The organism is Enterobacter sp. YSU (genome assembly GCF_016082135.1).
GTDB classification, from domain to species: Bacteria; Pseudomonadota; Gammaproteobacteria; order Enterobacterales; family Enterobacteriaceae; genus Enterobacter; species Enterobacter hormaechei_C.
Window position 1 is genome coordinate 2,190,021 of record NZ_CP059487.1, and the last position, 24,335, is coordinate 2,214,355.

At 55.6% G+C, this 24,335-nt stretch carries 21 protein-coding genes; 14 read left to right on the top strand and 7 right to left on the bottom strand.

Annotation, left to right across the window (positions count from 1 at the left end; genetic code table 11):
• Nucleotides 1-193: 193 nt before the first annotated feature.
• From mreB to tldD, 7 genes are all read left to right on the top strand, one after another.
• Nucleotides 194-1,237 (top strand): rod shape-determining protein MreB, encoded by a 1,044-nt coding sequence (mreB, locus tag H2Z33_RS10635; protein ID WP_000913396.1) that lies wholly within the window; start codon nucleotides 194-196, stop codon nucleotides 1,235-1,237.
• Between the two features lie 62 nt (nucleotides 1,238-1,299).
• A complete protein-coding gene (gene mreC / locus H2Z33_RS10640) occupies nucleotides 1,300-2,316 on the top strand; it encodes a rod shape-determining protein MreC (protein WP_003860400.1) in 1,017 nt (338 codons plus the stop codon).
• Nucleotides 2,316-2,804: a rod shape-determining protein MreD gene (gene mreD, locus H2Z33_RS10645; RefSeq protein WP_003860402.1), complete on the top strand. Its 489-nt coding sequence runs from the start codon at nucleotides 2,316-2,318 to the stop codon at nucleotides 2,802-2,804. Before mreC ends, mreD begins: the two co-directional genes overlap by 1 nt.
• 9 nt (nucleotides 2,805-2,813) lie before the next feature.
• Nucleotides 2,814-3,407, top strand: a complete 594-nt coding sequence (locus tag H2Z33_RS10650) for a Maf family protein (protein WP_003860403.1) — start codon at nucleotides 2,814-2,816, stop codon at nucleotides 3,405-3,407.
• On the top strand, nucleotides 3,397-4,866 hold the full coding sequence (rng, locus tag H2Z33_RS10655; protein ID WP_003860405.1) for a ribonuclease G: 1,470 nt from the start codon (nucleotides 3,397-3,399) through the stop codon (nucleotides 4,864-4,866). Before H2Z33_RS10650 ends, rng begins: the two co-directional genes overlap by 11 nt.
• A gap of 42 nt (nucleotides 4,867-4,908) precedes the next feature.
• Nucleotides 4,909-8,715, top strand: a complete 3,807-nt coding sequence (gene yhdP, locus H2Z33_RS10660) for an AsmA2 domain-containing protein YhdP (RefSeq protein ID WP_063135416.1) — start codon at nucleotides 4,909-4,911, stop codon at nucleotides 8,713-8,715.
• An 83-nt stretch (nucleotides 8,716-8,798) separates the two neighbouring features.
• Nucleotides 8,799-10,244, top strand: coding sequence for a metalloprotease TldD (gene tldD, locus H2Z33_RS10665; RefSeq protein ID WP_017382710.1), 1,446 nt, complete (start codon nucleotides 8,799-8,801; stop codon nucleotides 10,242-10,244).
• 45 nt (nucleotides 10,245-10,289) lie between these two features.
• Here the strand turns inward: tldD and H2Z33_RS10670 are convergent, their stop codons facing one another.
• Nucleotides 10,290-10,904, bottom strand: a complete 615-nt coding sequence (locus tag H2Z33_RS10670) for a YagU family protein (protein WP_017382711.1) — start codon at nucleotides 10,902-10,904, stop codon at nucleotides 10,290-10,292.
• A 219-nt stretch (nucleotides 10,905-11,123) separates the two neighbouring features.
• The gene (gene aaeR, locus H2Z33_RS10675; protein WP_017382712.1) at nucleotides 11,124-12,050 is read right to left on the bottom strand and encodes an HTH-type transcriptional activator AaeR; all 927 of its coding nucleotides are present in this window, start codon (nucleotides 12,048-12,050) and stop codon (nucleotides 11,124-11,126) included.
• 179 nt (nucleotides 12,051-12,229) lie between these two features.
• On the opposite strand from aaeR, the gene aaeX reads away from it, so the two are divergent.
• The 5 genes from aaeX to H2Z33_RS10700 all read left to right on the top strand — a co-directional run bounded on the left by aaeX (nucleotide 12,230) and on the right by H2Z33_RS10700 (nucleotide 17,205).
• Entirely contained in the window at nucleotides 12,230-12,433 is a 204-nt protein-coding gene (gene aaeX / locus H2Z33_RS10680) for a p-hydroxybenzoic acid efflux pump operon protein AaeX (protein WP_003860416.1), read from the top strand.
• 7 nt (nucleotides 12,434-12,440) lie between these two features.
• Complete coding sequence (gene aaeA, locus H2Z33_RS10685; protein ID WP_017382713.1) at nucleotides 12,441-13,373, top strand: p-hydroxybenzoic acid efflux pump subunit AaeA; 933 nt, start codon at nucleotides 12,441-12,443, stop codon at nucleotides 13,371-13,373.
• Nucleotides 13,374-13,378: 5 nt separating this feature from the next.
• A complete protein-coding gene (gene aaeB, locus H2Z33_RS10690) occupies nucleotides 13,379-15,346 on the top strand; it encodes a p-hydroxybenzoic acid efflux pump subunit AaeB (RefSeq protein ID WP_063135415.1) in 1,968 nt (655 codons plus the stop codon).
• An 86-nt stretch (nucleotides 15,347-15,432) separates the two neighbouring features.
• Nucleotides 15,433-16,887: an NAD-dependent succinate-semialdehyde dehydrogenase gene (locus H2Z33_RS10695; protein ID WP_022649558.1), complete on the top strand. Its 1,455-nt coding sequence runs from the start codon at nucleotides 15,433-15,435 to the stop codon at nucleotides 16,885-16,887.
• 45 nt (nucleotides 16,888-16,932) lie between these two features.
• Nucleotides 16,933-17,205 carry a barstar family protein gene (locus H2Z33_RS10700; protein ID WP_003860424.1) on the top strand — a complete coding sequence of 91 codons (273 nt, stop codon included), beginning with the start codon at nucleotides 16,933-16,935 and terminating at the stop codon, nucleotides 17,203-17,205.
• A gap of 59 nt (nucleotides 17,206-17,264) precedes the next feature.
• Here H2Z33_RS10700 and yhcN read toward each other — a convergent pair whose 3' ends face one another.
• Both yhcN and argR read right to left on the bottom strand, forming a co-directional pair.
• Complete coding sequence (yhcN, locus tag H2Z33_RS10705) at nucleotides 17,265-17,528, bottom strand: peroxide/acid stress response protein YhcN (protein ID WP_023304501.1); 264 nt, start codon at nucleotides 17,526-17,528, stop codon at nucleotides 17,265-17,267.
• 378 nt (nucleotides 17,529-17,906) lie between these two features.
• The gene (gene argR / locus H2Z33_RS10710) at nucleotides 17,907-18,377 is read right to left on the bottom strand and encodes a transcriptional regulator ArgR (RefSeq protein WP_003860428.1); all 471 of its coding nucleotides are present in this window, start codon (nucleotides 18,375-18,377) and stop codon (nucleotides 17,907-17,909) included.
• Nucleotides 18,378-18,774: 397 nt separating this feature from the next.
• Here argR and mdh point away from each other — a divergent pair, with 397 nt between their 5' ends.
• On the top strand, nucleotides 18,775-19,713 hold the full coding sequence (gene mdh, locus H2Z33_RS10715; protein ID WP_003860429.1) for a malate dehydrogenase: 939 nt from the start codon (nucleotides 18,775-18,777) through the stop codon (nucleotides 19,711-19,713).
• A 51-nt stretch (nucleotides 19,714-19,764) separates the two neighbouring features.
• On the opposite strand, the gene degS is transcribed toward mdh, so the two are convergent.
• The 3 genes from degS to zapG form a co-directional block, all read right to left on the bottom strand.
• A complete protein-coding gene (degS, locus tag H2Z33_RS10720; RefSeq protein WP_003860430.1) occupies nucleotides 19,765-20,832 on the bottom strand; it encodes an outer membrane-stress sensor serine endopeptidase DegS in 1,068 nt (355 codons plus the stop codon).
• Nucleotides 20,833-20,924: 92 nt separating this feature from the next.
• Nucleotides 20,925-22,292 carry a serine endoprotease DegQ gene (gene degQ, locus H2Z33_RS10725; RefSeq protein WP_015572006.1) on the bottom strand — a complete coding sequence of 456 codons (1,368 nt, stop codon included), beginning with the start codon at nucleotides 22,290-22,292 and terminating at the stop codon, nucleotides 20,925-20,927.
• A gap of 170 nt (nucleotides 22,293-22,462) precedes the next feature.
• On the bottom strand, nucleotides 22,463-22,861 hold the full coding sequence (gene zapG, locus H2Z33_RS10730) for a Z-ring associated protein ZapG (protein WP_003860432.1): 399 nt from the start codon (nucleotides 22,859-22,861) through the stop codon (nucleotides 22,463-22,465).
• A 189-nt stretch (nucleotides 22,862-23,050) separates the two neighbouring features.
• On the opposite strand from zapG, the gene zapE reads away from it, so the two are divergent.
• Nucleotides 23,051-24,175: a cell division protein ZapE gene (gene zapE / locus H2Z33_RS10735; RefSeq protein WP_017693899.1), complete on the top strand. Its 1,125-nt coding sequence runs from the start codon at nucleotides 23,051-23,053 to the stop codon at nucleotides 24,173-24,175.
• Nucleotides 24,176-24,335: the final 160 nt, after the last annotated feature.

Sequence of the window (24,335 nt, forward strand, 5' to 3'; positions counted from 1 at the left end):
TTACAAGTGAAAGTGAGGGACGCTGCTGTTTACTCAGCCCTGAGGGATTCAGGGGATGAATTTGTAACAAAGGAAACGTGCTGCACTAATTTTCACCGTAGCAGACGATTTTTGCGCCTTGTCGCTGCTGCGTGTGGTTGGTAAAGTAAGCGGATTTTGTTTTCCGCCCCAGCTTTCAGGATTATCCCTTAGTATGTTGAAAAAATTTCGTGGCATGTTTTCCAATGACCTGTCCATTGACCTGGGTACCGCGAATACCCTTATTTATGTAAAAGGACAAGGCATCGTATTGAATGAGCCTTCCGTTGTGGCCATTCGTCAGGATCGTGCCGGCTCGCCAAAAAGCGTGGCCGCAGTAGGTCATGATGCGAAGCAGATGCTGGGCCGTACGCCGGGCAACATCGCCGCGATCCGCCCTATGAAAGACGGCGTTATTGCTGACTTCTTCGTGACCGAAAAAATGCTTCAGCACTTCATCAAGCAGGTTCACAGCAACAGCTTCATGCGCCCAAGCCCGCGCGTGCTGGTGTGTGTGCCGGTTGGCGCGACCCAGGTTGAACGTCGTGCGATCCGTGAATCCGCTCAGGGCGCCGGTGCGCGTGAAGTGTTCCTGATTGAAGAACCGATGGCTGCGGCAATTGGTGCGGGTCTGCCGGTTTCTGAAGCTACCGGTTCTATGGTGGTGGATATCGGTGGCGGTACCACTGAAGTGGCCGTTATCTCCCTGAACGGTGTGGTCTACTCCTCTTCCGTGCGTATCGGCGGCGACCGTTTCGACGAAGCCATCATCAATTACGTTCGCCGTAACTACGGCTCTCTGATCGGTGAAGCAACCGCAGAGCGCATCAAGCATGAAATCGGTTCTGCCTATCCGGGTGATGAAGTACGCGAGATCGAAGTTCGCGGTCGTAACCTGGCTGAAGGCGTGCCACGCGGATTCACCCTGAACTCCAACGAAATCCTGGAAGCGTTGCAGGAGCCGCTGACCGGCATCGTGAGCGCGGTGATGGTTGCGCTGGAACAGTGCCCGCCAGAGCTGGCTTCCGATATCTCCGAGCGCGGTATGGTTCTGACCGGTGGTGGTGCGCTGCTGCGTAACCTCGACCGCCTGTTAATGGAAGAGACAGGTATTCCTGTCGTAGTTGCAGAAGATCCACTGACTTGCGTCGCCCGTGGTGGTGGCAAGGCGCTGGAAATGATCGACATGCACGGCGGCGACTTGTTTAGCGAAGAGTAGTCGGGTGTGAGAGGGTAGCAATTCGCTACCCTTTCTCTCTGACGCGAGAATACGCATAGCCTATGAAGCCAATTTTTAGCCGTGGCCCGTCGCTACAGTTTCGCCTGATCCTGGCGGTTCTGGTTGCGCTCGGGGTCATTATTGCCGATAGCCGCCTCGGTACGTTCAGCCAAATCCGAACGTACATGGATACCGCCGTCAGTCCTTTCTACTTTATTTCAAATGGTCCCCGTGAACTGCTCGACTCCGTGTCGCAAACGCTCTCATCGCGTGACCAGCTCGAACTCGAAAACCGTGCGTTACGCCAGGAACTGCTGCTGAAAAATAGCGAGCTGCTGATGCTGGGGCAATATAAGCAGGAAAACGCCCGTCTGCGCGAACTGCTTGGCTCGCCGCTGCGCCAGGATGAACAGAAAATGGTCACCCAGGTGATCTCCACCGTAAACGATCCGTACAGCGATCAGGTGGTGATTGATAAAGGCAGCGTGAACGGCGTATACGAAGGTCAGCCTGTCATCAGCGATAAGGGCGTCGTGGGCCAGGTTGTGGCGGTTGCCAAACTGACCAGCCGCGTGCTGCTGATTTGCGATGCCACCCATGCACTGCCGATTCAGGTGCTGCGTAACGATATTCGCGTGATTGCCGCCGGTAATGGCTGCACGGACGATCTGCAACTGGAACACCTGCCTGCCAACACGGATATCCGCGTGGGCGACGTGCTGGTGACGTCCGGTCTGGGCGGTCGTTTCCCTGAGGGCTACCCGGTTGCGGTTGTCTCTTCCGTGAAGCTCGACACTCAGCGTGCCTACACCGTGATTCAGGCGCGTCCAACGGCCGGCTTGCAGCGTTTGCGCTACCTGTTGCTGCTGTGGGGCGCCGATCGTAACGGCGCTAACCCGATGACCCCGGAAGATGTGCATCGCGTGGCCAACGAACGCCTGATGCAGATGATGCCGCAGGTGCTGCCTGCGCCGGATGCGATGGGACCACCTGCACCCGTACCGGCTCCGGCGACGGGGTTAACGCAGCCGCTGCCGGATGCGCCCCCACCGCCGCAAGTCTCGGGTGGAGGGCAGTAGTGGCCAGTTATCGTAGCCAGGGGCGCTGGGTAATCTGGCTCTCATTCCTCGTTGCACTGTTGCTGCAAATTATGCCCTGGCCGGACGACATTCTTGTTTTCCGGCCAAACTGGGTATTGCTCATTTTGCTCTACTGGATCCTTGCCCTGCCGCACCGCGTAAATGTCGGCACAGGTTTTGTGATGGGTGCCATACTGGATCTTATCAGTGGCTCTACGCTTGGCGTCCGCGCCTTATCCATGAGCATTATTGCGTATCTCGTCGCACTCAAATTCCAGCTCTTTCGTAACCTTGCGCTCTGGCAACAGGCGCTGGTAGTGATGTTGTTGTCGCTCGCTGCGGATATCGTTGTTTTCTGGGCAGAGTTTTTAGTGATCAACGTCTCTTTCCGACCGGAAGTGTTCTGGAGTAGTGTAGTAAACGGTGTGCTCTGGCCGTGGCTGTTCCTGCTGATGCGTAAAATTCGCCAGCAGTTTGCCGTGCAATAAAAGGTTTCTATGACGTCTTTGTATCTTGCCTCCGGTTCTCCGCGTCGCCAGGAACTGCTCGCGCAGTTGGGTGTCTCCTTCGAACGCATCGTTACCGGTATCGAAGAAAAACGTGCTGAGGGTGAAAGCGCTCAGCAGTATGTCTCTCGTCTGGCGCGTGAAAAAGCGCAGGCGGGCGTGGCATGCGTGCCGCGTGACTTACCGGTGCTGGGTGCGGATACCATCGTTATTCTCAATGGTGAGGTGCTTGAGAAACCCCGCGACGCAGACCATGCGGCGCGGATGCTGCGTAATATGTCCGGACAAACCCATCAGGTGATGACGGCGGTAGCGCTGGCAGATAGCCAGTACGTTCTGGATTGCCTTGTGGTAACGGAAGTGACGTTCAGAGTCCTCACCGACGAGGAGATCGCCGGCTATATCGCCAGCGGTGAACCTATGGATAAAGCAGGTGCATACGGTATTCAAGGGTTGGGTGGCTGTTTTGTCAGGAAGATAAATGGCAGCTATCACGCCGTAGTCGGCTTACCGCTGGTGGAAACGTATGAGTTGCTGAGCAATTTTAACTCACTGCGTGAGGGAAGGGATAATTATGACGGCTGAATTGTTGGTAAACGTAACGCCATCGGAAACCCGTGTGGCCTACATTGATGGTGGCATTCTCCAGGAAATTCATATTGAGCGTGAAGCGCGACGCGGAATCGTAGGCAATATCTACAAAGGTCGTGTCAGTCGTGTCCTGCCGGGTATGCAGGCGGCTTTTGTAGATATTGGGCTCGATAAGGCGGCGTTTTTACATGCCTCCGATATCATGCCGCACACCGAATGTGTGGCAGGCGAAGAGCAAAAGCAATTTGCCGTGCGCGACATCTCTGAGCTGGTGCGTCAGGGCCAGGATCTGATGGTGCAGGTGGTAAAAGATCCGCTTGGCACCAAAGGCGCGCGTCTGACCACCGACATCACCCTGCCTTCACGCTATCTGGTCTTTATGCCGGGGGCGTCGCACGTCGGCGTGTCACAGCGCATTGAGAGCGAAAGCGAGCGTGAGCGCCTGAAAAAGGTGGTCAGCGCCTACTGCGACGAGCAGGGCGGGTTTATTATCCGTACCGCGGCGGAAGGGATCAGCGAAGAAGATCTGGCCTCGGATGCGGCCTATCTGAAGCGCGTCTGGACCAAAGTGATGGAGCGTAAAAAACGCAACCAGACCCGCTACCGGCTGTACGGTGAGCTGGCGCTCGCTCAGCGCGTATTACGTGATTTCGCCGACGCCCAGCTTGACCGCATCCGCGTGGACTCCCGTCTGACGTACGAAGCCTTACTGGAGTTCACCGCCGAGTACATCCCGGAAATGCCGGGTCTGCTGGAGCATTACACCGGACGCCAGCCAATATTTGACCTCTATGACGTTGAAAACGAAATCCAGCGTGCGCTGGAGCGTAAGGTTGAGCTGAAATCGGGTGGCTATCTGATCATCGATCAAACCGAAGCGATGACCACCGTCGACATCAACACCGGCGCGTTTGTCGGCCATCGCAACCTCGATGACACCATCTTCAACACCAACATAGAAGCGACGCAGGCCATCGCGCGTCAGCTTCGCCTGCGTAATCTGGGCGGCATTATCATCATCGACTTTATCGATATGAACAATGAAGATCACCGCCGTCGCGTGCTGCACTCCCTGGAGCAGGCGCTGAGTAAAGATCGCGTGAAAACCAGCATCAATGGCTTCTCGCAGCTCGGTCTGGTGGAAATGACCCGGAAACGGACCCGCGAAAGCGTGGAACATGTCCTGTGTAATGAGTGTCCAACCTGCCATGGACGCGGAACGGTAAAGACGGTGGAGACGGTCTGCTACGAAATCATGCGTGAGATTGTCCGTGTCCATCATGCCTACGACTCAGACCGTTTTCTGGTCTATGCTTCCCCTGCGGTGGCGGAGGCCCTGAAAGGGGAAGAGTCGCACGCGCTGGCGGAAGTGGAAATCTTTGTCGGCAAACAGGTAAAAGTGCAAATTGAGCCGCTCTATAACCAGGAGCAGTTTGACGTCGTCATGATGTAAACGCAGTTCGCTGCGAGATTTAAGGCTGACAAGGAGAGACGCGTGAGGCGATTGCCGGGGATTTTACTGCTTACAGGGGCAACGCTGGTCGTGATTGTCGCGTTGCTCGTGAGCGGGCTGCGTCTCGCCTTGCCGCATATGGACAGCTGGCGGCCGCAGATCCTGGCAAAAATCGAATTCGCCACCGGCCTGCCGGTGGACGTGAGCCATATCGAGGCAAGCTGGCAGAACTTTGGCCCGACGCTTGATGCGCGCGATATCCGCGCCAGCCTGAAAGATGGCGGCCACCTCAAAATCAAACGCGTCACCCTGGCGCTGGATGTCTGGCAAAGCCTGCTGCATCTGCGCTGGCAGTTTCGCGATCTCACCTTTTATCAACTTCAGTTTCTGACCAATACCCCGCTGACGGGCGGTGATAACAATCAGGGTCTGGAAGCCAACCGCTTTAGCGATCTCTTCCTCCGCCAGTTCGATCATTTCGATCTGCGCGACAGCGAAGTGAGCTTTATTACTCTTTCCGGCCAGCGCGCTGAGCTGGCGATCCCACAGCTGACCTGGTTAAACGGGAAAGATCGCCACCGCGCCGAGGGGCAGGTTAATCTCTCCAGCCTGAACGGGCAGCACGGCGTTATGCAGGTGCGGATGGATCTGCGTGACGACAATGGCTTGCTGAACAACGGCAGGGTGTGGCTACAGGCGGACGACGTGGACGTGAAGCCGTGGCTCGGTGAGTGGCTACAGCAGAACATGCAGCTGGAGACCGCGCGCTTCAGCCTGGAAGGCTGGATGACCCTGACGAACGGGACGTTCGCCAGCGGCGATATCTGGCTTAAGCAGGGGGGCGCGAGCTGGAAAGGGGAAAACCATCAGCATCAACTTTCCGTCGATAACCTCACCGCACACGTGACGCAGGATAAAGGCGGCTGGCAGTTCGCTATTCCGGATACGCGCATCTCCATGGATAATAAACCCTGGCCGCGCGGCGCGCTGACGATGGCGTGGATGCCGGAGCAGGACGTCGGCGGGATAAACGGTAAACGCAGCGACGAGCTGCGTATCCGCGCCAGTAACCTGGATCTGACGGCGATCGAAGGGCTGCGTTCAATGGCCGCAAAACTCTCCCCGGAGCTGGGCGAAATCTGGCTGGCGACGCAGCCGAGCGGGCAGATAAACCGGCTGGCGCTGGATATTCCGCTCCAGGCTACGGAAAAGACGCGTTTTCAGGCGGCATGGAAAAATCTCGCATGGAAACAGTGGAAACTGCTGCCGGGTGCCGAGCACTTCAGCGGTAAACTGGAAGGAAGCGTGGAAAACGGCAGGCTGACGGCAGAAATGCAGGACGCGAAAATGCCGTACGAAACGGTCTTCCGTGCGCCACTGGAGATCGAAAAGGGAAATGCCACCCTCAACTGGCTGAAGAATGACAAAGGTTTTCAGCTCGATGGCCGCGATATCGATGTGAAAGCCAAAGCGGTACATGCCCGCGGTAATTTCCGTTATCTACAGCCTGAAGGCGATGAGCCGTGGTTGGGTATTCTGGCGGGCATCAACACGGATGACGGTTCGCAGGCGTGGCGCTACTTCCCGGAAAACCTGATGGGGAAAGCGCTGGTGGACTATCTCAGCGGCGCTATTCAGGGCGGCCAGGCGGATAACGCCACGCTGGTCTACGGCGGCAACCCGCACCTGTTCCCGTATAAGCACAACGAAGGCCAGTTCCAGGTTCTGGTGCCTCTACGCAACGCCACCTATGCCTTCCAGCCGGACTGGCCGGCGCTGAAGAATCTGGATATTGAACTCAACTTCCTGAATGACGGCCTGTGGATGAAGACGGACAGCGTTGCGCTGGGCGGCGTAACGGCAAGCAACCTGACGGCAAACATCCCGGATTACTCCAAAGAGAAACTGCTGATTGATGCGGATATTAAGGGGCCAGGTAAAGCGGTTGGCCCGTACTTTGAAGATACGCCGCTGAATGACTCCCTGGCAGCCACCCTTCAGCAGTTGCAGTTAGATGGCGATGTGAATGCTCGCTTACATCTGGATATCCCGCTGGACGGTGAAATGACCACCGCCAAAGGCGACGTTAGCCTTAATAACAACAGCCTCTATATCAAGCCGCTGGACAGCACGCTGAAAAACCTCAGCGGTCAGTTCAGCTTTGTTAACGGCACGCTGAAAAGTGAGCCGCTGAAAGCGACCTGGTTCAATCAACCCGTCAATATCGATTTCTCCACCACCGAGGGCGATAAAGCCTACCAGGTGGCGGTCAATATGGACGCGAACTGGCAGCCGTCACGCATGGATGTTCTGCCGAAGCCGATTGAGAATGCGGTGGACGGCGCGGTGTCATGGAATGGCAAGGTCGCCATCGACCTGCCTTATCATGCCGGTGCGCGCTATAACGTCGACATTACGGGGGATCTGAAAAACCTCAGCAGCCAACTTCCCGCGCCGCTGAATAAGAAAAGCGGTGAAGCATTGCCCGTCAATGTTAAGGTTGCGGGCAACCTTAACAGCTTCGATTTAACCGGAAACGCTGGTGGAACAAACCACTTCAACAGCCGCTGGCTGCTTAACCGCAAGCTGACGCTGGACAGAGCGATCTGGACGACGGACAGCCGTACCACGCCGCCGCTGCCGGAGCAGGCGGGCGTTGAACTGAATCTCCCGCCGATGGATGGCGCAGAGTGGCTGGCACTGTTCCAGAAAGGTGTCGGGCAAAACGTCGACCAAACGGCGCAGTTCCCACAGTCCATTACCTTGCGCACGCCTGCGCTGACGCTGGGCGGGCAGCAGTGGAACAACCTGAGTATTGTCTCCCGGCCGACGGTAAACGGCTCAAAGGTCGAGGCGCAGGGGCGTGAGATCAACGGTTCGTTGACCATGCGCGATCACGCGCCATGGCAGGCGGCTATCCGTTATCTCTATTACAATCCGACCTTTACGGCGTCTAAAGCAGAGTCGACAAGCGCTTCTCCTGTCAGTGGCAGTGGGACGTCGCGCGTGGATTTCAGCGGCTGGCCCGATCTCCAGTTGCGCTGTGCGGAATGCTGGCTGTGGGGGCAAAAATATGGCCGTATCGACGGTGATTTTGCTATTCAGGGCAATACGCTGAGCCTCTCTGGTGGGCTGGTGGATACCGGCTTTGGCCGCATGACTGCCGCTGGCGAATGGGTGAACAAACCGGGTGAACAGCGCACCTCGCTGAAAGGCGATATTAAAGGCAACAAGCTGGACGCCGCAGCTAACTTCTTCGGCATTAGCACGCCGCTTCGCGGATCGTCCTTCGATGTGAATTACGATCTGCACTGGCGCGCAGCGCCGTGGACACCCGATGAAGCTTCGCTTAACGGCATCCTGAAAACCCACTTCGGTAAGGGGGAGATTGCCGATGTGAGCACGGGGCGCGCCGGGCAGATCCTGCGTCTGCTGAGTTTTGACGCGCTGCTGCGCAAGCTGCGCTTCGACTTTAGCGACACCTTCAGCGAAGGTTTCTACTACGATTCCATTCGCAGCACGGCGTGGATCAAAGACGGCGTTCTGCACACCGACGACACGCTGGTGGACGGCCTGGAAGCGGATATCGCGATGAAAGGGTCAGTGGATCTCGTGCGCCGCGAGCTGGATATGGAAGCCGTGGTGGCGCCGGAGATTTCCGCAAGCGTGGGCGTTGCGGCAGCCTTTGTGGTCAATCCGATCGTCGGGGCGGCGGTGTTTGCGGCCAGTAAAGTGCTGGGACCGCTCTGGAGCAAAGTCTCGATTCTGCGCTATCGCATCACCGGGCCGGTTGATAAACCACAGATTAATGAGGTGCTGCGCCAGCCGCGCAAAGAAGCACAGCAATGATTTGACGTGGGCAGGTAATTGCCTCACTCTCAATAAATACGATCTTTATACCGCCACAGGCGGCAACGAACGAGTAGCAATAGATGAGTCTGAACCTGGTAAGTGAACATTTGCTCGCAGCGAACGGCCTGAGCCATCAGGACCTGTTCTCCATTCTTGGTCAACTGACCGAACGCCGCCTCGACTACGGCGATCTCTATTTCCAGTCGAGCTATCACGAATCCTGGGTTTTAGAAGACAGCATCATTAAAGATGGCTCTTATAACATTGACCAGGGCGTCGGCGTGCGCGCCGTCAGCGGCGAAAAAACTGGTTTTGCCTATGCAGACCAGATAAGCCTGGCCGCGCTGGAGCAGAGCGCGCAGGCGGCGCGAACCATCGTGCGCGATACGGGCGACGGACGGGTGAAAACGCTGGGTGAAGTGCAGCACGCTGCGCTCTATACCAGCATCGACCCGCTGCAAAGCATGAGCCGCGAAGAGAAGCTGGACATCCTTCGTCGCGTGGACAAAGTGGCTCGCGCGGCGGATAAACGCGTGCAGGAAGTCTCTGCCAGCCTGACCGGTGTTTATGAACTGATCCTGGTGGCGGCGACGGACGGTACCCTGGCGGCGGATGTTCGCCCGCTGGTGCGTCTCTCTATCAGCGTGCAGGTTGAAGACGACGGCAAGCGCGAGCGCGGCTCCAGCGGTGGCGGCGGTCGTTTTGGTTATGACTGGTTCCTGGGTGATGTTGACGGCGAAGCCCGCGCGGATGCATGGGCAAAAGAAGCCGTGCGCATGGCGCTGGTCAACCTGTCTGCCGTGGCTGCACCCGCCGGTACGTTGCCGGTGGTACTGGGCGCAGGCTGGCCGGGAGTGCTGCTGCACGAAGCGGTCGGTCACGGCCTGGAAGGTGATTTCAACCGTCGCGGGACGTCCGTATTCAGCGGTCAGATGGGGCAGCTTGTCTCCTCAGAGCTGTGTACCGTGGTGGATGATGGCACCATGCTCGACCGTCGCGGCTCGATTTCTATCGACGATGAAGGTACGCCGGGTCAGTACAACGTGCTGATCGAAAACGGCGTACTGAAAGGCTACATGCAGGACAAGCTTAACGCGCGCCTGATGGGCGTTGCGCCGACGGGTAACGGCCGTCGTGAATCCTACGCACATCTGCCGATGCCGCGCATGACCAATACTTACATGCTGCCGGGCCAGTCCACGCCGCAGGAGATTATCGAATCCGTTGATTACGGTATCTTCGCGCCAAACTTTGGCGGCGGTCAGGTGGATATCACCTCCGGCAAATTTGTCTTCTCTACCTCAGAGGCGTATCTGATTGAGAAGGGCAAAGTGACCAAAGCGGTGAAGGGCGCAACCCTGATTGGCTCCGGCATTGAGGCCATGCAGCAGATTTCCATGGTCGGTAACGACCTGAAACTGGATAACGGCGTGGGCGTTTGCGGCAAAGAGGGCCAGAGCCTGCCTGTGGGCGTCGGTCAGCCTACGTTGAAAGTGGATAATCTGACGGTGGGCGGCACGGCCTGATCTTAGGATGCTTAAAAAAGGCGCTACAGATGTAGCGCCTTTTTTTTAACGTAAGTTACCCAGCGGTATCTCTGGATCAGGCTCGTGAGTAATGCGGTTACGCAAGTCACGACGAATGATTTCGATCGACCAGAACCAGACCAGATGCCCCACGATCTCTGACACGTGTTCATACCACGGCAACTCAAGCAGCGGTGGCGTCAGACCCATCAGCGGGAAGGAGATCATATGCACAAAAAGCTGGGCTAACGCACCCGCCAGCAAACCCTGCCAGAGTTTAATTTTCGGAAAGACTTCCGCAACAACGCAATACCCCACAGCGAAGACGATTGAGAAAATAATATGGGTCACACCGACCCAGTTAAATATATGTCCGGCAAATGTATAAACGGCTGCGTTAGGATCAGCAACGCCCAGCCAGTCGCGTAAAAAGACATAAGGTGGGTTTAAAAAGTTGCGGGAACAGTCAATCTGGCTTGCGGCTCTTATTAATTGCTCAGGTCCGCATGCGCCGGTGAATAAATCGGTGGGACTGCGTGGCGGAAGTGGCACTTCGGCTCCCCATTTGACAAAAGCGGAGACGATCCCTGCAATTAAACCGATGAACGCGGCGAGTCCATAGCGCCTGCGTGAAGGCGGTGTTTGTTCGAATATATTCATCTCTTTTCCTTGTTTAACGTCATCCTGCGAAATACATTTTATTATTCATATTGGTAACAAATATATAACAGTCTGATGTTCAGACTGCTTATAAGGTAAATGGCGGGTGGCGGGAGTGTCAATTAGCCATTCCTGAGAGGAGGGCGGAAATATTCCTGGATGAATGTGAGTGCCATCCGGGGAATATTCATGCCAGATATGATTATAGCGATTACTTTATTACTCCTTTCTTCTGCCGCGCATCCCCTGAAACAGCTCCGCCACTTCGACAAAATACTCGGTCAGATAGTTAATACACACCTGTACTTTGAGAGGCAGTTTGTCCTTCTCGGTATACAGAGCGTAGACCGGACGTGGATCGGACTGGTAACGCGGGAAGAGGATCTCCAGTACGCCGCTGTTGATCTCATTGATCACCCACATCAGCGGCACGTAAGCGATCCCGGCCCCGGCGACCAGCCAGCGGGAGATCGTCATCGGATCGTTGGTGACGAAGCGGCCTTCAGGCAGCAGTTTAGTGGAAAGCCCTTCCGGCGCGATCAGTTCAAATTCGTTATCTGGCCGAACGCTGTATTCCAGCCACGAGTGGTTGCTCAGGTCGGCAGGTTTTTCCGGCACGCCATACTGTGCCAGATAGCTTTTCGACGCGCAGACCACCATCGGCATGCTGCCCAGTCGACGCGAGAACAGGCTCGAGTCCTGCAACGCGCCAACGCGGATCACCACGTCTAACCCATCGGCAATCAGGTCCGGTGCCGGAATGCCCGTTACCAGATTAACGGTTAAACCGGGATACTCTTTAAGCATTTCCGCCGTCATGGCAGCGAGAACATTTTGTGCCATAGTTGAAGAACAACCGATACGCAGCGTGCCGATAGGCGTGTTGTTAAAGGCATAGAGCTGCTCGTGAACATCCTGCACCTCATGCAGCATTCGACGGCAGCCCTGATAGTAAATTTTACCCGCTTCCGTCAGCCCGATGCTGCGGGTGCTGCGGTTGAGCAGCTTCACCTGGAGCTCATCTTCCAGTTTTGACACTGTCTGGCTAATGGATGAGACGCTCATTTGTAGCTGACGTGCTGCGGCGGTAAAAGAGCCTTGCTCAACCACTTTCGCAAAGACGGACATGCGTTTTAGACGTTCCATTATTCACTCTGGCTTAAAAGTGATTTAGATCACATATGATAGATAACAGCATAACAGTTACGTTAATATATTATTAATTACATAACGGCTGCGCCACTCTCGCCCGGCAATTCTTGCTCTCCTGCGGCGGCGCGAGCTTAAAAATCCAGTAACCTGCACTCTCTTTAATCAAGGTCAACATGAGTCTGTTTCCCGTTATCGTGGTGTTCGGTTTGTCGTTCCCACCGATATTTTTCGAGCTTCTTTTATCACTGGCGATCTTCTGGCTGGTGCGCAAGGTGCTGGTCCCTACCGGGATTTATGATTTCGTCTGGCATCCTGCATTGTTCAATACCGCGCTGTATTGCTGCCTGTTCTATTTAATATCGCGCATGTTTGTCTGAGGTTGATGTGAAAACGCTAACAAGAAAAATCTCCCGCACTGCCATCACTATGGCGCTGGTCATCCTGGCGTTCATCGCTATTTTTCGCGCCTGGGTTTATTACACCGAATCCCCGTGGACGCGCGATGCGCGTTTCAGCGCGGAGGTGGTCGCGATAGCGCCCGATGTCGCCGGTCTCATTACGGCGGTCAACGTCCACGATAACCAACTGGTGAAAAAAGATCAGGTGCTGTTCACCATCGACCAGCCGCGCTATCAAAAAGCGCTGGAAGAAGCGGAAGCCGACGTGGCGTATTACAACGCGCTGGCCGCTGAAAAACGCCGTGAAGCAGGTCGCCGTAACAAGCTGGGCATCCAGGCTATGTCCCGGGAAGAGATTGACCAGTCTAATAACGTGCTGCAAACCGTGCTGCATCAGCTGGCAAAAGCGCAGGCGACGCGCGATCTGGCGAAGCTCGATCTGGAACGTACCGTTATCCGCGCGCCGTCCGATGGCTGGGTGACCAACCTCAACGTCTATGCGGGTGAGTTTATCACGCGCGGCTCAACTGCCGTGGCGCTGGTGAAACAGAACTCCTTCTACGTCCTCGCCTATATGGAAGAGACCAAGCTGGAAGGCGTGCGTCCGGGCTATCGCGCCGAAATCACGCCGCTCGGCAGCAACCGGGTCCTGAAGGGAACCGTGGACAGCGTGGCCGCGGGGGTGACCAACTCCAGCAGTACCAATGATACAAAAGGAATGGCGACCGTCGATTCTAACCTCGAGTGGGTTCGCCTGGCGCAGCGCGTACCGGTACGCATTCGTCTGGATGAGCAGCAGAGCAACCTCTGGCCCGCAGGCACCACCGCGACGGTGGTGATCACGGGTGAAAAAGACCGTGATGCCAGCCAGGATTCTATCTTCCGTCAAATCGCCCATCGCCTGCGCGAGTTTGGTTGATCGCTATGGGCATTTTTTCCATCGCCAGCCAGCACATCCGCTTCGCCGTGAAGCTGGCATGCGCCATTGTGCTGGCGCTGTTTGTTGGCTTCCATTTCCAGCTTGAAACGCCGCGCTGGGCCGTTCTGACCGCCGCGATCGTCGCCGCCGGTCCAGCCTTCGCGGCGGGTGGCGAACCTTACTCCGGGGCAATTCGCTATCGCGGGATGCTGCGTATTATCGGCACCTTTATCGGCTGTATCGCCGCCCTGACCATTATCATCCTGATGATCCGCACGCCGCTGCTGATGCTGATTGTGTGCTGTATCTGGGCGGGTTTTTGCACCTGGGTCTCTTCGCTGGTGAAGGTGGAGAACTCGTACGCCTGGGGTCTGGCGGGGTATACCGCGCTGATTATTATCATCACCATTCAGAGTGAACCGCTGCTTGCTCCGCAGTTCGCCGTCGAACGTTGTAGCGAGATTGTCATTGGTATCGTCTGCGCGATTGTCGCAGATCTGCTCTTCTCTCCGCGATCCATCAAGCAGGAAGTCGATCGTGAGCTGGACGCGCTGATTGTTGCTCAGTACCAGCTTATGCAGCTGTGCATTAAGCACGGCGACAGCGAAGAGGTCGACAAGGCCTGGAGCGCGCTGGTGCGCCGCACGCAGGCGCTGGAAGGGATGCGCAGTAATCTCAACATGGAGTCTTCCCGCTGGGAGCGGGCCAATCGTCGTCTGAAAGCGATCAATACCGTCTCGTTAACGCTGATCACCCAGGCGTGTGAAACCTACCTGATTCAGAACACCCGCCCCGAAGTGGTAACGGATACTTTCCGCGAACTGTTTGATGAGCCCGTGGAGACGGTGCAGGACGTGCATCGACAGCTTAAACGCATGCGTCGTGTGATTGCATGGACAGGAGAACGGGATACGCCAGTCACCATTTATACCTGGGTAGGCGCCGCAACGCGCTACCTGCTCCTGAAACGCGGCGTGATTAGCAACACCAAAATCAGTGCGGCGGAAGAAGAGGTGTTACAGGGCGAAGTGGTGATCAAACCGGAGTCCGCCGAACGCCACCATGCGATGGTTAATTTATGGCGTACCACCCTGGCTTGTATACTCGGCACGCTGTTCTGGCTGTGGACCGGCTGGACGTCCGGCAGCGGCGCGATGGTGATGATTGCCGTCGTCACCGCGCTGGCGATGCGTCTGCCCAACCCGCGCATGGTCGCGATCGATTTTCTGTACGGCACCATTGCGGCGTTACCCATTGGTGCGCTCTACTTCCTGGTGATTATTCCCTCGACGCAGCAAAGCATGCTTTTGCTCTGCATCAGCCTGGCGGTGATGGCGTTCTTTATCGGGATTGAGGTACAAAAACGCCGTCTGGGATCGTTGGGTGCGCTGGCGAGCACGATTAACATCATCGTGCTGGATAACCCGATGACCTTCCATTTCAGCCAGTTCCTGGATAGCGCATTAGGTCAGCTGGTGGGCTGTTTCCTGGCGATGATGGTGATCCTGCTGGTGCGGGATAACTCTCAGGCGCGGACAGGGCGTGTGCTGCTGAATCAGTTTGTGTCGGCCGCCGTATCGTCATTGACTACCAACACCGCGCGGCGCAAGGAGAACCACCTGCCGGCGCTCTATCAGCAATTGTTCCTGTTGCTGAATAAATTCCCGGGCGATGTCGCCCGCTTCCGCCTGGCGTTAACCATGATTATCGCGCACCAGCGTCTGCGGAACGCGCCAGTGCCGATCAACGATGATTTGTCCACTTTCCACCGCCAGCTACGGCGAACGGCGGACCATGTGATATCGGCATCGAGTGATGACAAACGTCGCCGCTACTTTAAGCAACTGCTGGAGGAACTGGATATCTACCAGGAGAAACTGCGGATCTGGGAAGCGCCGCCGCAGGTTACCGAGCCGGTAGAGCGGCTGGTGTTTATGCTGCACCGCTACCAGAATGCGCTGACAGACAGCTAATGAAGAGAAAACCGACGCCAAAAGCGTCGGTTTTTTTGTGGCTATACTTATTCTTGCAGGTTCAAACATTCAGGAAGGGAGGACACATGACAACCCAGGCTCTTCAGGACAGTATTCTTTTTCAGACCGGGTATCTGGTCAACGGTATCTGGAAAACACTCGACACCACGTTTGATGTGCTAAACCCGGCCACGGGCGAGGTGGTCGCGAAAGTGGCGAAAGCAGGGAAAGCCGAAACCGAAGAGGCCATTGCGGCCGCGACGAAGGCCTTTCCCGCATGGCGCGCAAAAACGGCAAAAGAGCGTTCCGCGATCCTCTATCGCTGGTATGAACTGATTATCGAGAACAAAAGCTGGCTCGGGCGGCTGATGACTACCGAGCAGGGCAAGCCGCTGAAAGAGGCTGAGGGTGAGGTGGACTACGCTGCCAGCTTCATTCAGTGGTTTGCCGAGCAGGCCAAGCGCGCCAACGGTGAAATCATTCCTCCGGTTAAACCCGGCTCCCGTATTCTGGCCACTCGTGAACCTGTCGGGGTGGTTGCTGCTATCACGCCATGGAATTTCCCGATGGCCATGCTTACCCGTAAGCTCGGCCCGGCGCTGGCAGCAGGATGTACCGGCGTCATCAAGCCTGCAAACAACACGCCGCTGAGCGCCTTTGCGCTGCTGACGCTGGCGAAGCAGGCCGGTGTGCCGGATGGTGTGCTGAATGCGGTCGCGGGGAGCACCTCAGAAATTAGTGACGCCATTATGGCCAGCCATGACGTGCGCAAAATCTCGTTTACCGGATCAACCGCCGTCGGGAAAACGCTGGTTCGCAATTCCGCAGAGACCATGAAAAAGGTATCGATGGAGCTGGGCGGTAATGCGCCATATATCGTTTTCGAGGACGCGGATATTGAGGCCGCCGTCAAAGGCGCGATCGCCAATAAGTTCCGTAACGCTGGGCAGGTCTGCGTCAGCGTAAACCGTTTCTATATTCAGGAGACGGTCTATGACAAGTTTGTCAATCAACTTGCCGATGCGGTGAAGGCGCTGAAGGTGGGGAACGGTCTGGACGAGGGCGTCGTTGTCGGCCCGCTGATTGAGCCTTCGGCTGTCGAAAAAGTCCGTGAGCACGTCGAAGATGCGGTAGCGAAGGGCGCCACGGTGCTGGCTGGGGGTAAACCGCACGAACTTGGCGGCAACTTCTGGATGCCAACCGTACTCGGTGACTGCCATGAAGGCATGAAGCTGGCAGAAGAGGAGACCTTTGGTCCCGTTGCCGCCTGCTTCCGCTTCACGTCGGAAGACGAAGTGGTTATGCGCGCTAACAATACGCCTTACGGGCTGGCAGCCTACTTTTATACCCAGAATCTCTCGCGCGTGTTCCGCGTCTCGCAGGCCATTGAGAGCGGCATGATCGGAATTAATGAATGTGCGGTCTCGACCGAGCTGGGTCCGTTTGGGGGCGTAAAAGAGTCCGGGCTGGGCCGCGAAGGGTCCGTGCTGGGGCTGGAGGAGTTTCTGGAAGTCAAAACCCTGCATATCGGGGGATTATAATAGACAGGGCGGCATTTGCCGCCCGCCTGTACCGGGTGGCTGGCAATGAAAATTTATACCTTTGATTTTGACGAAATTGAGAGTCAGGAAGACTTCTATCGCGAGTTTATTCGGGCGTTCGACCTGGAGCGGGGCAGCGTAAGCAATCTTGATATGCTGTGGGATGTGGTTACCGGCGATCGTCTGCCGTTACCGCTGGAAATCGAATTTACCCATCTGCCTGAAAAACTACGCAGACGCTTTGGCGCATTGATTTTATTGTTTGATGAAGCGGAGGAGGAGCTGGAAGGGCAACTGCGTTTCAACGTGCGCCAGTGATAAAAAAGCCCCTGACCGGGAGGTCAGGGGCAAGTCGTATGATGAGATACGACGAGGGTTTATTTGTACAGTTCTGCGGTAGCGTGCCAGTGGTCGCCACTGCGCGCTTCGATGATGCGATAGGATGACGCACCCTGTTCTTCCGCTTTTTTGTTCAGCATGTCGTGCATGTCCATCGGAGACGTACCGATGGCGCCAACAGAAACAGTCCCGATAGCCTGACGGGATTGTGCCTGTTCAGCATTAATGGTGTCGGCTGCAAACGCACCGAATGACAGGACTGACAGTACGCTCAGGGCAGCTACAGTGGTTTTAATTTTCATGATTATTTACCTCGTCAATTATTTTACTGGGGTCTTTGTTCTGTGACCCTCATCACAAAATAAAGTATACACTAATCACGCAAAAAATTAATACCAGACTAATGGTTTCGTCTGTTATTACGCGTTAAAAAATTCATTTTTTATAACGAGAATGCATAAAAAAGGGCAGCACAATGCGAGGTTTGTGGTTTTTTCTTGAATAAATCAAAGGGATAGGACAATTTGATTTTTAGTGCGATTTTGCGGCAGACCATTCACTGAATGAATGTTAACAGGCGGTAAAAAGCACTATTTGCAAAAGTAGCAGGCAGAGAAAAGCAGGGTAAAACGAGGCAAGAGCAGAATGATCCCCGCAGCCAGGCGCTACGGGGCAGACAATTACAGCTCCTGTTCGAACAGGACCAGAATCGCTTCGTAGAGGTCTTTCACCGAGAAACCATTTGCCGGGGTGGTAAAAATGGTGTCATCGCCAGCGATAGTTCCGAGGATCCCCTCTGCTTTACCCAGCGAGTCCAGCAGGCGGGCAATCAGCTGGGCTGCGCCCGGGCTGGTGTGGATCACGACCACGGCATCGTTGTAGTCGATGTCCAGAACCAGGTTTTTCAGCGGGCTGGAGGTCGTTGGCACGCCAAGTTCAGCAGGCAGGCAATAAACCATTTCCATTTTGGCGTTGCGCGTACGCACCGCACCAAACTTGGTTAACATGCGAGAGACCTTCGACTGGTTGATGTTGTCGAAGCCTTGTTCCTGCAACGCCTGAACAATTTCTCCCTGAGAACTGAATTTCTCTTCTTTGAGTAGCGCTTTAAACGCCTTCACTAATTCTTCTTGCTTAGACGAGCTTCGCATAAGTCACCCGGAATATGACGATAGAAACAACATTATTATGCATGTGGATGAATTTTTATGCAAATTATCTACCTGGCACCAGGCTGAAATAATGTTATGAAAGGGAGAGATTTTATCAGATTTCGTTATCGGAAAACATGCCTGGGTCACGCCGCGCAAATAAGCTTAAAAGTAAATTAAATGTTATCAAAATGATGTTGTTTTGGTGGCGTGGCAGGGTGTATTGTAACCCCCTCTTAATTCGTTGTTGCCTGCATCCCGATAGTATTCAGGTGAAGGCGAAAGACGTGCGACCTCAAATTCTTTAGCGATGAAAATTGTAATTAATGACGTGCTGAATTATGGTCGCCGCAACGGAGTTACAGATACTTAAGTTAACCATAATAAGGAGTTTAGGATGAAAGTCGCAGTCCTCGGCGCTGCTGGTGGTATCGGCCAGGCGCTTGCCCTACTACTGAAAACCCAACTGCCTTCAGGCTCAGAACTCTCCCTGTACGATATTGCTCCGGTAACCCCAGGTGTGGCGGTTGACCTGAGCCACATCCCGACAGCTGTGAAAATCAAAGGCTTCTCCGGTGAAGATGCGCGTCCTGCGTTGCAGGGTGCCGACGTAGTGCTGATCTCCGCGGGTGTTGCGCGTAAACCGGGTATGGATCGTTCAGACCTGTTCAACGTCAACGCGGGCATCGTGAAAAACCTGGTTCAGCAGATTGCTGAAACCTGCCCGAAAGCGTGCATCGGGATCATCACCAACCCGGTGAACACCACCGTTGCTATCGCAGCAGAAGTGCTGAAGAAAGCGGGCGTTTACGACAAGAACAAACTGTTCGGCGTAACTACGCTGGATATCATCCGCTCCAATACCTTCGTGGCTGAGCTGAAAGGCAAGCAGCCAACGGAAGTGGAAGTGCCGGTTATCGGCGGTCATTCTGGCGTGACCATCCTGCCTCTGCTGTCGCAGATCCCGGGCGTGAGCTTCACCGAGCAGGAAGTGGCTGACCTGACCAAACGTATTCAGAACGCAGGCACCGAAGTGGTGGAAGCGAAGGCGGGTGGCGGTTCTGCAACCCTGTCTATGGGCCAGGCGGCGGCACGTTTCGGCCTGTCTCTGGTTCGCGCGTTGCAGGGCGAAAAAGGCGTTGTTGAATGCGCCTATGTTGAAGGCGACGGTGAACACGCGCGCTTCTTCTCTCAGCCGCTGCTGCTGGGTAAAAACGGTGTTGAAGAGCGTAAGTCTATCGGCACGCTGAGCGCGTTTGAGCAAAACGCGATGGAAGGCATGCTGGATACGCTGAAGAAAGACATTACGCTGGGCGAAGAATTCGTTAACAAGTGATCTTATCCCGGTAAAAAAAACGGAGCGTTAAGCTCCGTTTTTTTATGCCCGTCAGTTAGTGGCCGGGTATTCCTGGATGGTGACCTGAATCGTCAGCTTCTTGTCATTACGCATGACTTCAACAGGGATGATGGAGCCCGGGCGAATCTCAGCCACCTGGTCCATGGTTTCCAGCGCAGAGACCGCTGGCGTACCGTTGACGGAAAGGATAACGTCGTTCACCTGGATACCTGCGTTGGCCGCCGGGCCGCCAGGCGCCACTTCGTTGACCACAATCCCCTGGATCTGATCGATACCACCGCCCTGCGTATGCATCGGCGCGATTTCACGCCCGCCAATACCGATGTAGCCACGGATCACGCGGCCATCACGGATCAGCTTGTCCATGATCTTGGTCGCCAGCTGGAACGGAATGGCAAAGCCAATCCCTTCCGGCGTTTCGCCGTCGTTGCTCTTGTCGAACGAGAGGGTGTTAATGCCCATCAGTTCGCCGAGAGAGTTCACCAGCGCACCGCCGGAGTTACCGTGGTTGATTGAGGCATCGGTTTGCAGGAAGTTCTGCCGCCCTGACGGGTTCAGGCCGATTCGACCGGTCGCGCTGATGATCCCCTGAGTGATGGTCTGGCCCAGGTTGTACGGGTTACCGATCGCCAGCACCACATCGCCGATGTGCGGGGTGCGTTTGCGATTAATCGGGATTGTCGGCAGACCGCCTGTGGCGTTGATCTTCAGCACCGCCAGGTCGGTAAGGCTGTCCGACCCCACCAGCAGGGCTTCAAACACGCGGCCATCCTGTAAGGCGACGATAATCTGGTCGGCATCGTTAATGACGTGTTTATTGGTGATGATGTAGCCCCGGTCATCCATGATCACACCGGAACCGAGCGTGCGGATCTCCAGCTGGTTATGAGCGGAACTGTTAAGCCCGCGGTTATAGACGTTAACCACGGCGGGGGCGGCACGGCGTACCGCCTGATTGTACGTTGCAGGCGTTTCATCCGTGCTGTCGAACTGAGGAGCCGACAGTTTGTTGAACTGGCGTAAAGATGGCATAGCCACCAGCAGCAGACCGGCAACGATCAAACCAATGACAATTGAACGAAAGAGCTTTAAAAGCATGATGCGTGTGTCGTTAAAAAAGGAACGGTTTGCAGCATAACATGAGTTATCCGGACATCACACGCAGCGGCGATGTCCGGAGTCGCAAATGGTTAACGCAGTAAAATGTAGAGGGTGTCGTTGCCACGGATAATTTGCAGGGCAATGACCGCCGGTTTACTCTCCAGCACCTTACGCATTTCGGCAATAGACTGCACGCGAGTGCGGTTCACGCCCACGATCACGTCGTCCTGATGTAAACCTGCCTGCGCGGCCGGGCTGCTCTTCTCAACGGTAGTGACGGTAATGCCTTTCGTGCCGTTTTTAAGCTGACCGTCGCTCAGCGTAGCGCCCTGTAGAGCAGGGGAGATCTGTTCTGCGCTGGCGGAAGAGGAGGTGCTCTTGTCCAGCGTCACTTCCACGGTCAGCGGTTTGCCCTCACGGATCAGGCCCAGCTTCACTTTAGCGCCCGGCTCCGTGGTGGCAATACGTGATCGTAATTCAGCGAAGCTGCTCAGCGGCTTATCGTTCAGGCTGACAATAATGTCGCCGGATTTCACGCCCGCTTTCGCAGAGCCTGAGTTGGGCAGCACTTCGCTGACAAACGCCCCGCGCTGGACGTTGAGCTTAAAGGCTTTGGCGATATCGGCGCTCATCTCCATGCCTTTGATGCCCAGCAGACCGCGCTTAACCTCGCCAAACTGAATCAGCTGTTGAGACAGGGTTTTCGCCATGTTACTCGGAATGGCAAAACCAATCCCGATGCTACCGCCGCCTGGCGCGAGGATAGCGGTGTTGATGCCGATCAGCTCACCGTTCAGATTAAGCAGCGCACCGCCGGAGTTGCCCCGGTTGATGGAGGCATCGGTCTGGATGAAGTTTTCCAGCCCTTCGAGATTCAGGCCGCTGCGCCCCAGGGCGGAGACAATTCCGGAGGTGGCGGTCTGGCCTAAACCGAACGGGTTACCGACCGCGACGGCAAAATCACCGACGCGCAGCTTATCGGAATCTGCAATGGCGATCTGGGTCAGGTTGCTGGGGTTTTGCACCTGTAGCAGGGCGATATCACTCTGATCGTCACCGCCGATCAGTTTGGCGTCAAACTCCCGACCATCGTTCAGCTGAACGCTGATTTTATCGGCCTGGCTGATCACGTGGTTATTGGTCAGGATATAGCCCTTAGCCGCGTCGATAATCACCCCTGAGCCCAGGCCTTCAAACGGCTGAGCCTGCTGATCCGGCGCATCTTCGCCAAAATATTTCTTCAGCTCTTCAGGAATACGCTGGCTTTGGCGTGCCGTCCCTTCCACCTGAACGCTGACTACCGCAGGCAGGACTTTTTCAAGCATCGGCGCAAGGCTGGGAATGGCTTCTTGTCCAGGCACCTGCGAAGGCAGTGCCGCACTGGCGGGGAAGGACGCCGAGAGAGATAACCCGACACTTAACGCTAAGGCGCTCAACAGCTGGTTTTTTTTCTTCATTGATGCTGACTCTCGTATCCTGGAATGAAAAAGAACGGCCCCAAAAACATCTTGATGTTATTGAATTTTCAACCGCTGAACAATGAGGTGTTTGACTAAATAATAGCTGGGGACGGGAAGAAAGGACGGGCGCATAAGGTGCGCCCGTAAAATTTATTCAGGTTGTGCGATTAATCGCGTTTTACGCCACCGCGCAGCAGGCCGGACGCGCCGTCTGAATAGTCGCGTGGCATCTGAACCGGAGCCTGATCGTTACCGGCTTCAGAATCAGCCAGACGATTGCGGAAGGGGTTGGTCTCCGCGGTCATTTCCGGCAGCAGGCTGCTGGAGCTTTTTGCCATGTGCTGGTAGAGCTGGCGATAATCTGTCGCCATGTTGTCCAGCAGCTCAGCGCTACGGGCAAAGTGGCTGACCAGCTCTTCGCGATATTCTTCCAGTTCAGCTTTGTTCTTTTCCAGTTCGTATTGCAGTGACTGCTGCTGACGCAATTTGCGGTTACCGAAACGCATGGCCACAGCACCAATGATGATGCCGACGACTAAACCGATTAGCGCATATTCCCAGGTCATGAACTTCTCCCGTTGTCTTGTTGTTCCGTAGGGTGTTGGCTCGGCTCCTGCCTGTGCCTGATTATGCCACTATAACCGCTATTTCCGCAGAAGTGGAATCCTGACGTATCATCGCGTAGTGTAGAACGGCCTTTTTTTCATCAGCCACGCGCGCTGGTGAGGTTTAACTAAAGGAATAACAACAACATCATGCAAAACCTGTCCCCTTCATCGCGTTACCAACTGGCCCTGAGCGAGGGCACACACCAGCCGGATGATGTCCAGCGTGAAGCGGTTAACCGCCTGGACACGATTTATCAGGAACTTCTGGCGAAACCCGCCGATGCGGTGCAGAGCAGTGGGCTGAAGGCGGCATTCGGCCGTTTACTGGGCAAAAAAGAGCCCACGGTAAACGCACCGGTTCGTGGCTTATATATGTGGGGCGGCGTTGGGCGGGGTAAGACCTGGCTGATGGACATGTTCTACCAGAGCCTGCCCGGCACGCGTAAGCAGCGCCTGCACTTTCACCGTTTTATGCTGCGGGTCCATGAAGAGCTGACGGCGCTCCAGGGCGAAACCGACCCGCTGGACATTGTGGCCGATCGCTTTAAGGCGGAAACGGACGTGCTCTGCTTCGACGAGTTCTTCGTTTCCGATATTACGGATGCCATGCTGTTGGGGGGCCTCATGAAAGCGCTGTTTGCGCGTGGGATCACTCTGGTGGCGACCTCCAATATCCCGCCGGATGAGCTTTATCGCAATGGTCTCCAGCGGGCGCGTTTCCTGCCGGCCATTGATGCTATCAAACAGCACTGCGACATCATGAACGTCGATGCCGGCGTCGATTATCGACTGCGCACATTAACGCAGGCACACCTGTGGCTTTCGCCGTTGAACGCCGACACAGCCCGCGAGATGGATAAACTGTGGCTGGCGCTGGCGGGAGCGCCGCGGGATAACGCGCCAGCGCTGGAGATTAATCATCGTCCGTTGCCGACGCTTGGCGTTGAAAACCAGACGCTGGCCGTCTCGTTTGCAACGCTCTGCGTGGACGCCCGCAGCCAGCATGACTACATTGCACTTTCGCGTCTGTTCCATACCGTTATGTTGTGGGATGTGCCCGTTATGACCCCACTCATGGAGAGCGAAGCGCGCCGCTTCATCGCGCTGGTAGATGAGTTTTACGAGCGCCACGTTAAGCTGGTGGTCAGCGCCGAGGTGCCTTTATATGAGGTTTATCAGGGCGAGCGCCTGAAGTTTGAGTTCCAGCGCTGCCTGTCGCGCCTGCAAGAGATGCAGAGCGAAGAGTACCTCAAGCGTGAGCATATGCCGTAATAAATGCTCCCCTCTCCCCGTGGGAGAGGGGCTGGGGGTGAGGGCACCAGACCGCACAATACCTGACCCCGAAAAACCCATTCCAAATCACATTTAAGGGTCGATCTTTGACCTCAACTTCTCTATAATCTTGCGACCCCACGTTACGAGAAGGTTTTTT

Bases quoted from the DNA above. Each gene is read 5' to 3' on its own strand.
- mdh (WP_003860429.1), top strand. From the start codon at position 18,775: ATGAAAGTCGCAGTCCTCGGCGCTGCTGGTGGTATCGGCCAGGCGCTT.
- aaeR (WP_017382712.1), bottom strand. From the start codon at position 12,050: ATGGAACGTCTAAAACGCATGTCCGTCTTTGCGAAAGTGGTTGAGCAA.
- degS (WP_003860430.1), bottom strand. From the start codon at position 20,832: ATGCTTTTAAAGCTCTTTCGTTCAATTGTCATTGGTTTGATCGTTGCC.
- zapG (WP_003860432.1), bottom strand. From the start codon at position 22,861: ATGACCTGGGAATATGCGCTAATCGGTTTAGTCGTCGGCATCATCATT.
- tldD (WP_017382710.1), top strand. From the start codon at position 8,799: ATGAGTCTGAACCTGGTAAGTGAACATTTGCTCGCAGCGAACGGCCTG.
- argR (WP_003860428.1), bottom strand. From the start codon at position 18,377: ATGCGAAGCTCGTCTAAGCAAGAAGAATTAGTGAAGGCGTTTAAAGCG.
- H2Z33_RS10650 (WP_003860403.1), top strand. From the start codon at position 2,814: ATGACGTCTTTGTATCTTGCCTCCGGTTCTCCGCGTCGCCAGGAACTG.
- mreC (WP_003860400.1), top strand. From the start codon at position 1,300: ATGAAGCCAATTTTTAGCCGTGGCCCGTCGCTACAGTTTCGCCTGATC.
- zapE (WP_017693899.1), top strand. From the start codon at position 23,051: ATGCAAAACCTGTCCCCTTCATCGCGTTACCAACTGGCCCTGAGCGAG.
- mreB (WP_000913396.1), top strand. From the start codon at position 194: ATGTTGAAAAAATTTCGTGGCATGTTTTCCAATGACCTGTCCATTGAC.
- aaeX (WP_003860416.1), top strand. From the start codon at position 12,230: ATGAGTCTGTTTCCCGTTATCGTGGTGTTCGGTTTGTCGTTCCCACCG.
- degQ (WP_015572006.1), bottom strand. From the start codon at position 22,292: ATGAAGAAAAAAAACCAGCTGTTGAGCGCCTTAGCGTTAAGTGTCGGG.
- H2Z33_RS10670 (WP_017382711.1), bottom strand. From the start codon at position 10,904: ATGAATATATTCGAACAAACACCGCCTTCACGCAGGCGCTATGGACTC.
- yhcN (WP_023304501.1), bottom strand. From the start codon at position 17,528: ATGAAAATTAAAACCACTGTAGCTGCCCTGAGCGTACTGTCAGTCCTG.
- aaeB (WP_063135415.1), top strand. From the start codon at position 13,379: ATGGGCATTTTTTCCATCGCCAGCCAGCACATCCGCTTCGCCGTGAAG.
- rng (WP_003860405.1), top strand. From the start codon at position 3,397: ATGACGGCTGAATTGTTGGTAAACGTAACGCCATCGGAAACCCGTGTG.
- H2Z33_RS10700 (WP_003860424.1), top strand. From the start codon at position 16,933: ATGAAAATTTATACCTTTGATTTTGACGAAATTGAGAGTCAGGAAGAC.
- H2Z33_RS10695 (WP_022649558.1), top strand. From the start codon at position 15,433: ATGACAACCCAGGCTCTTCAGGACAGTATTCTTTTTCAGACCGGGTAT.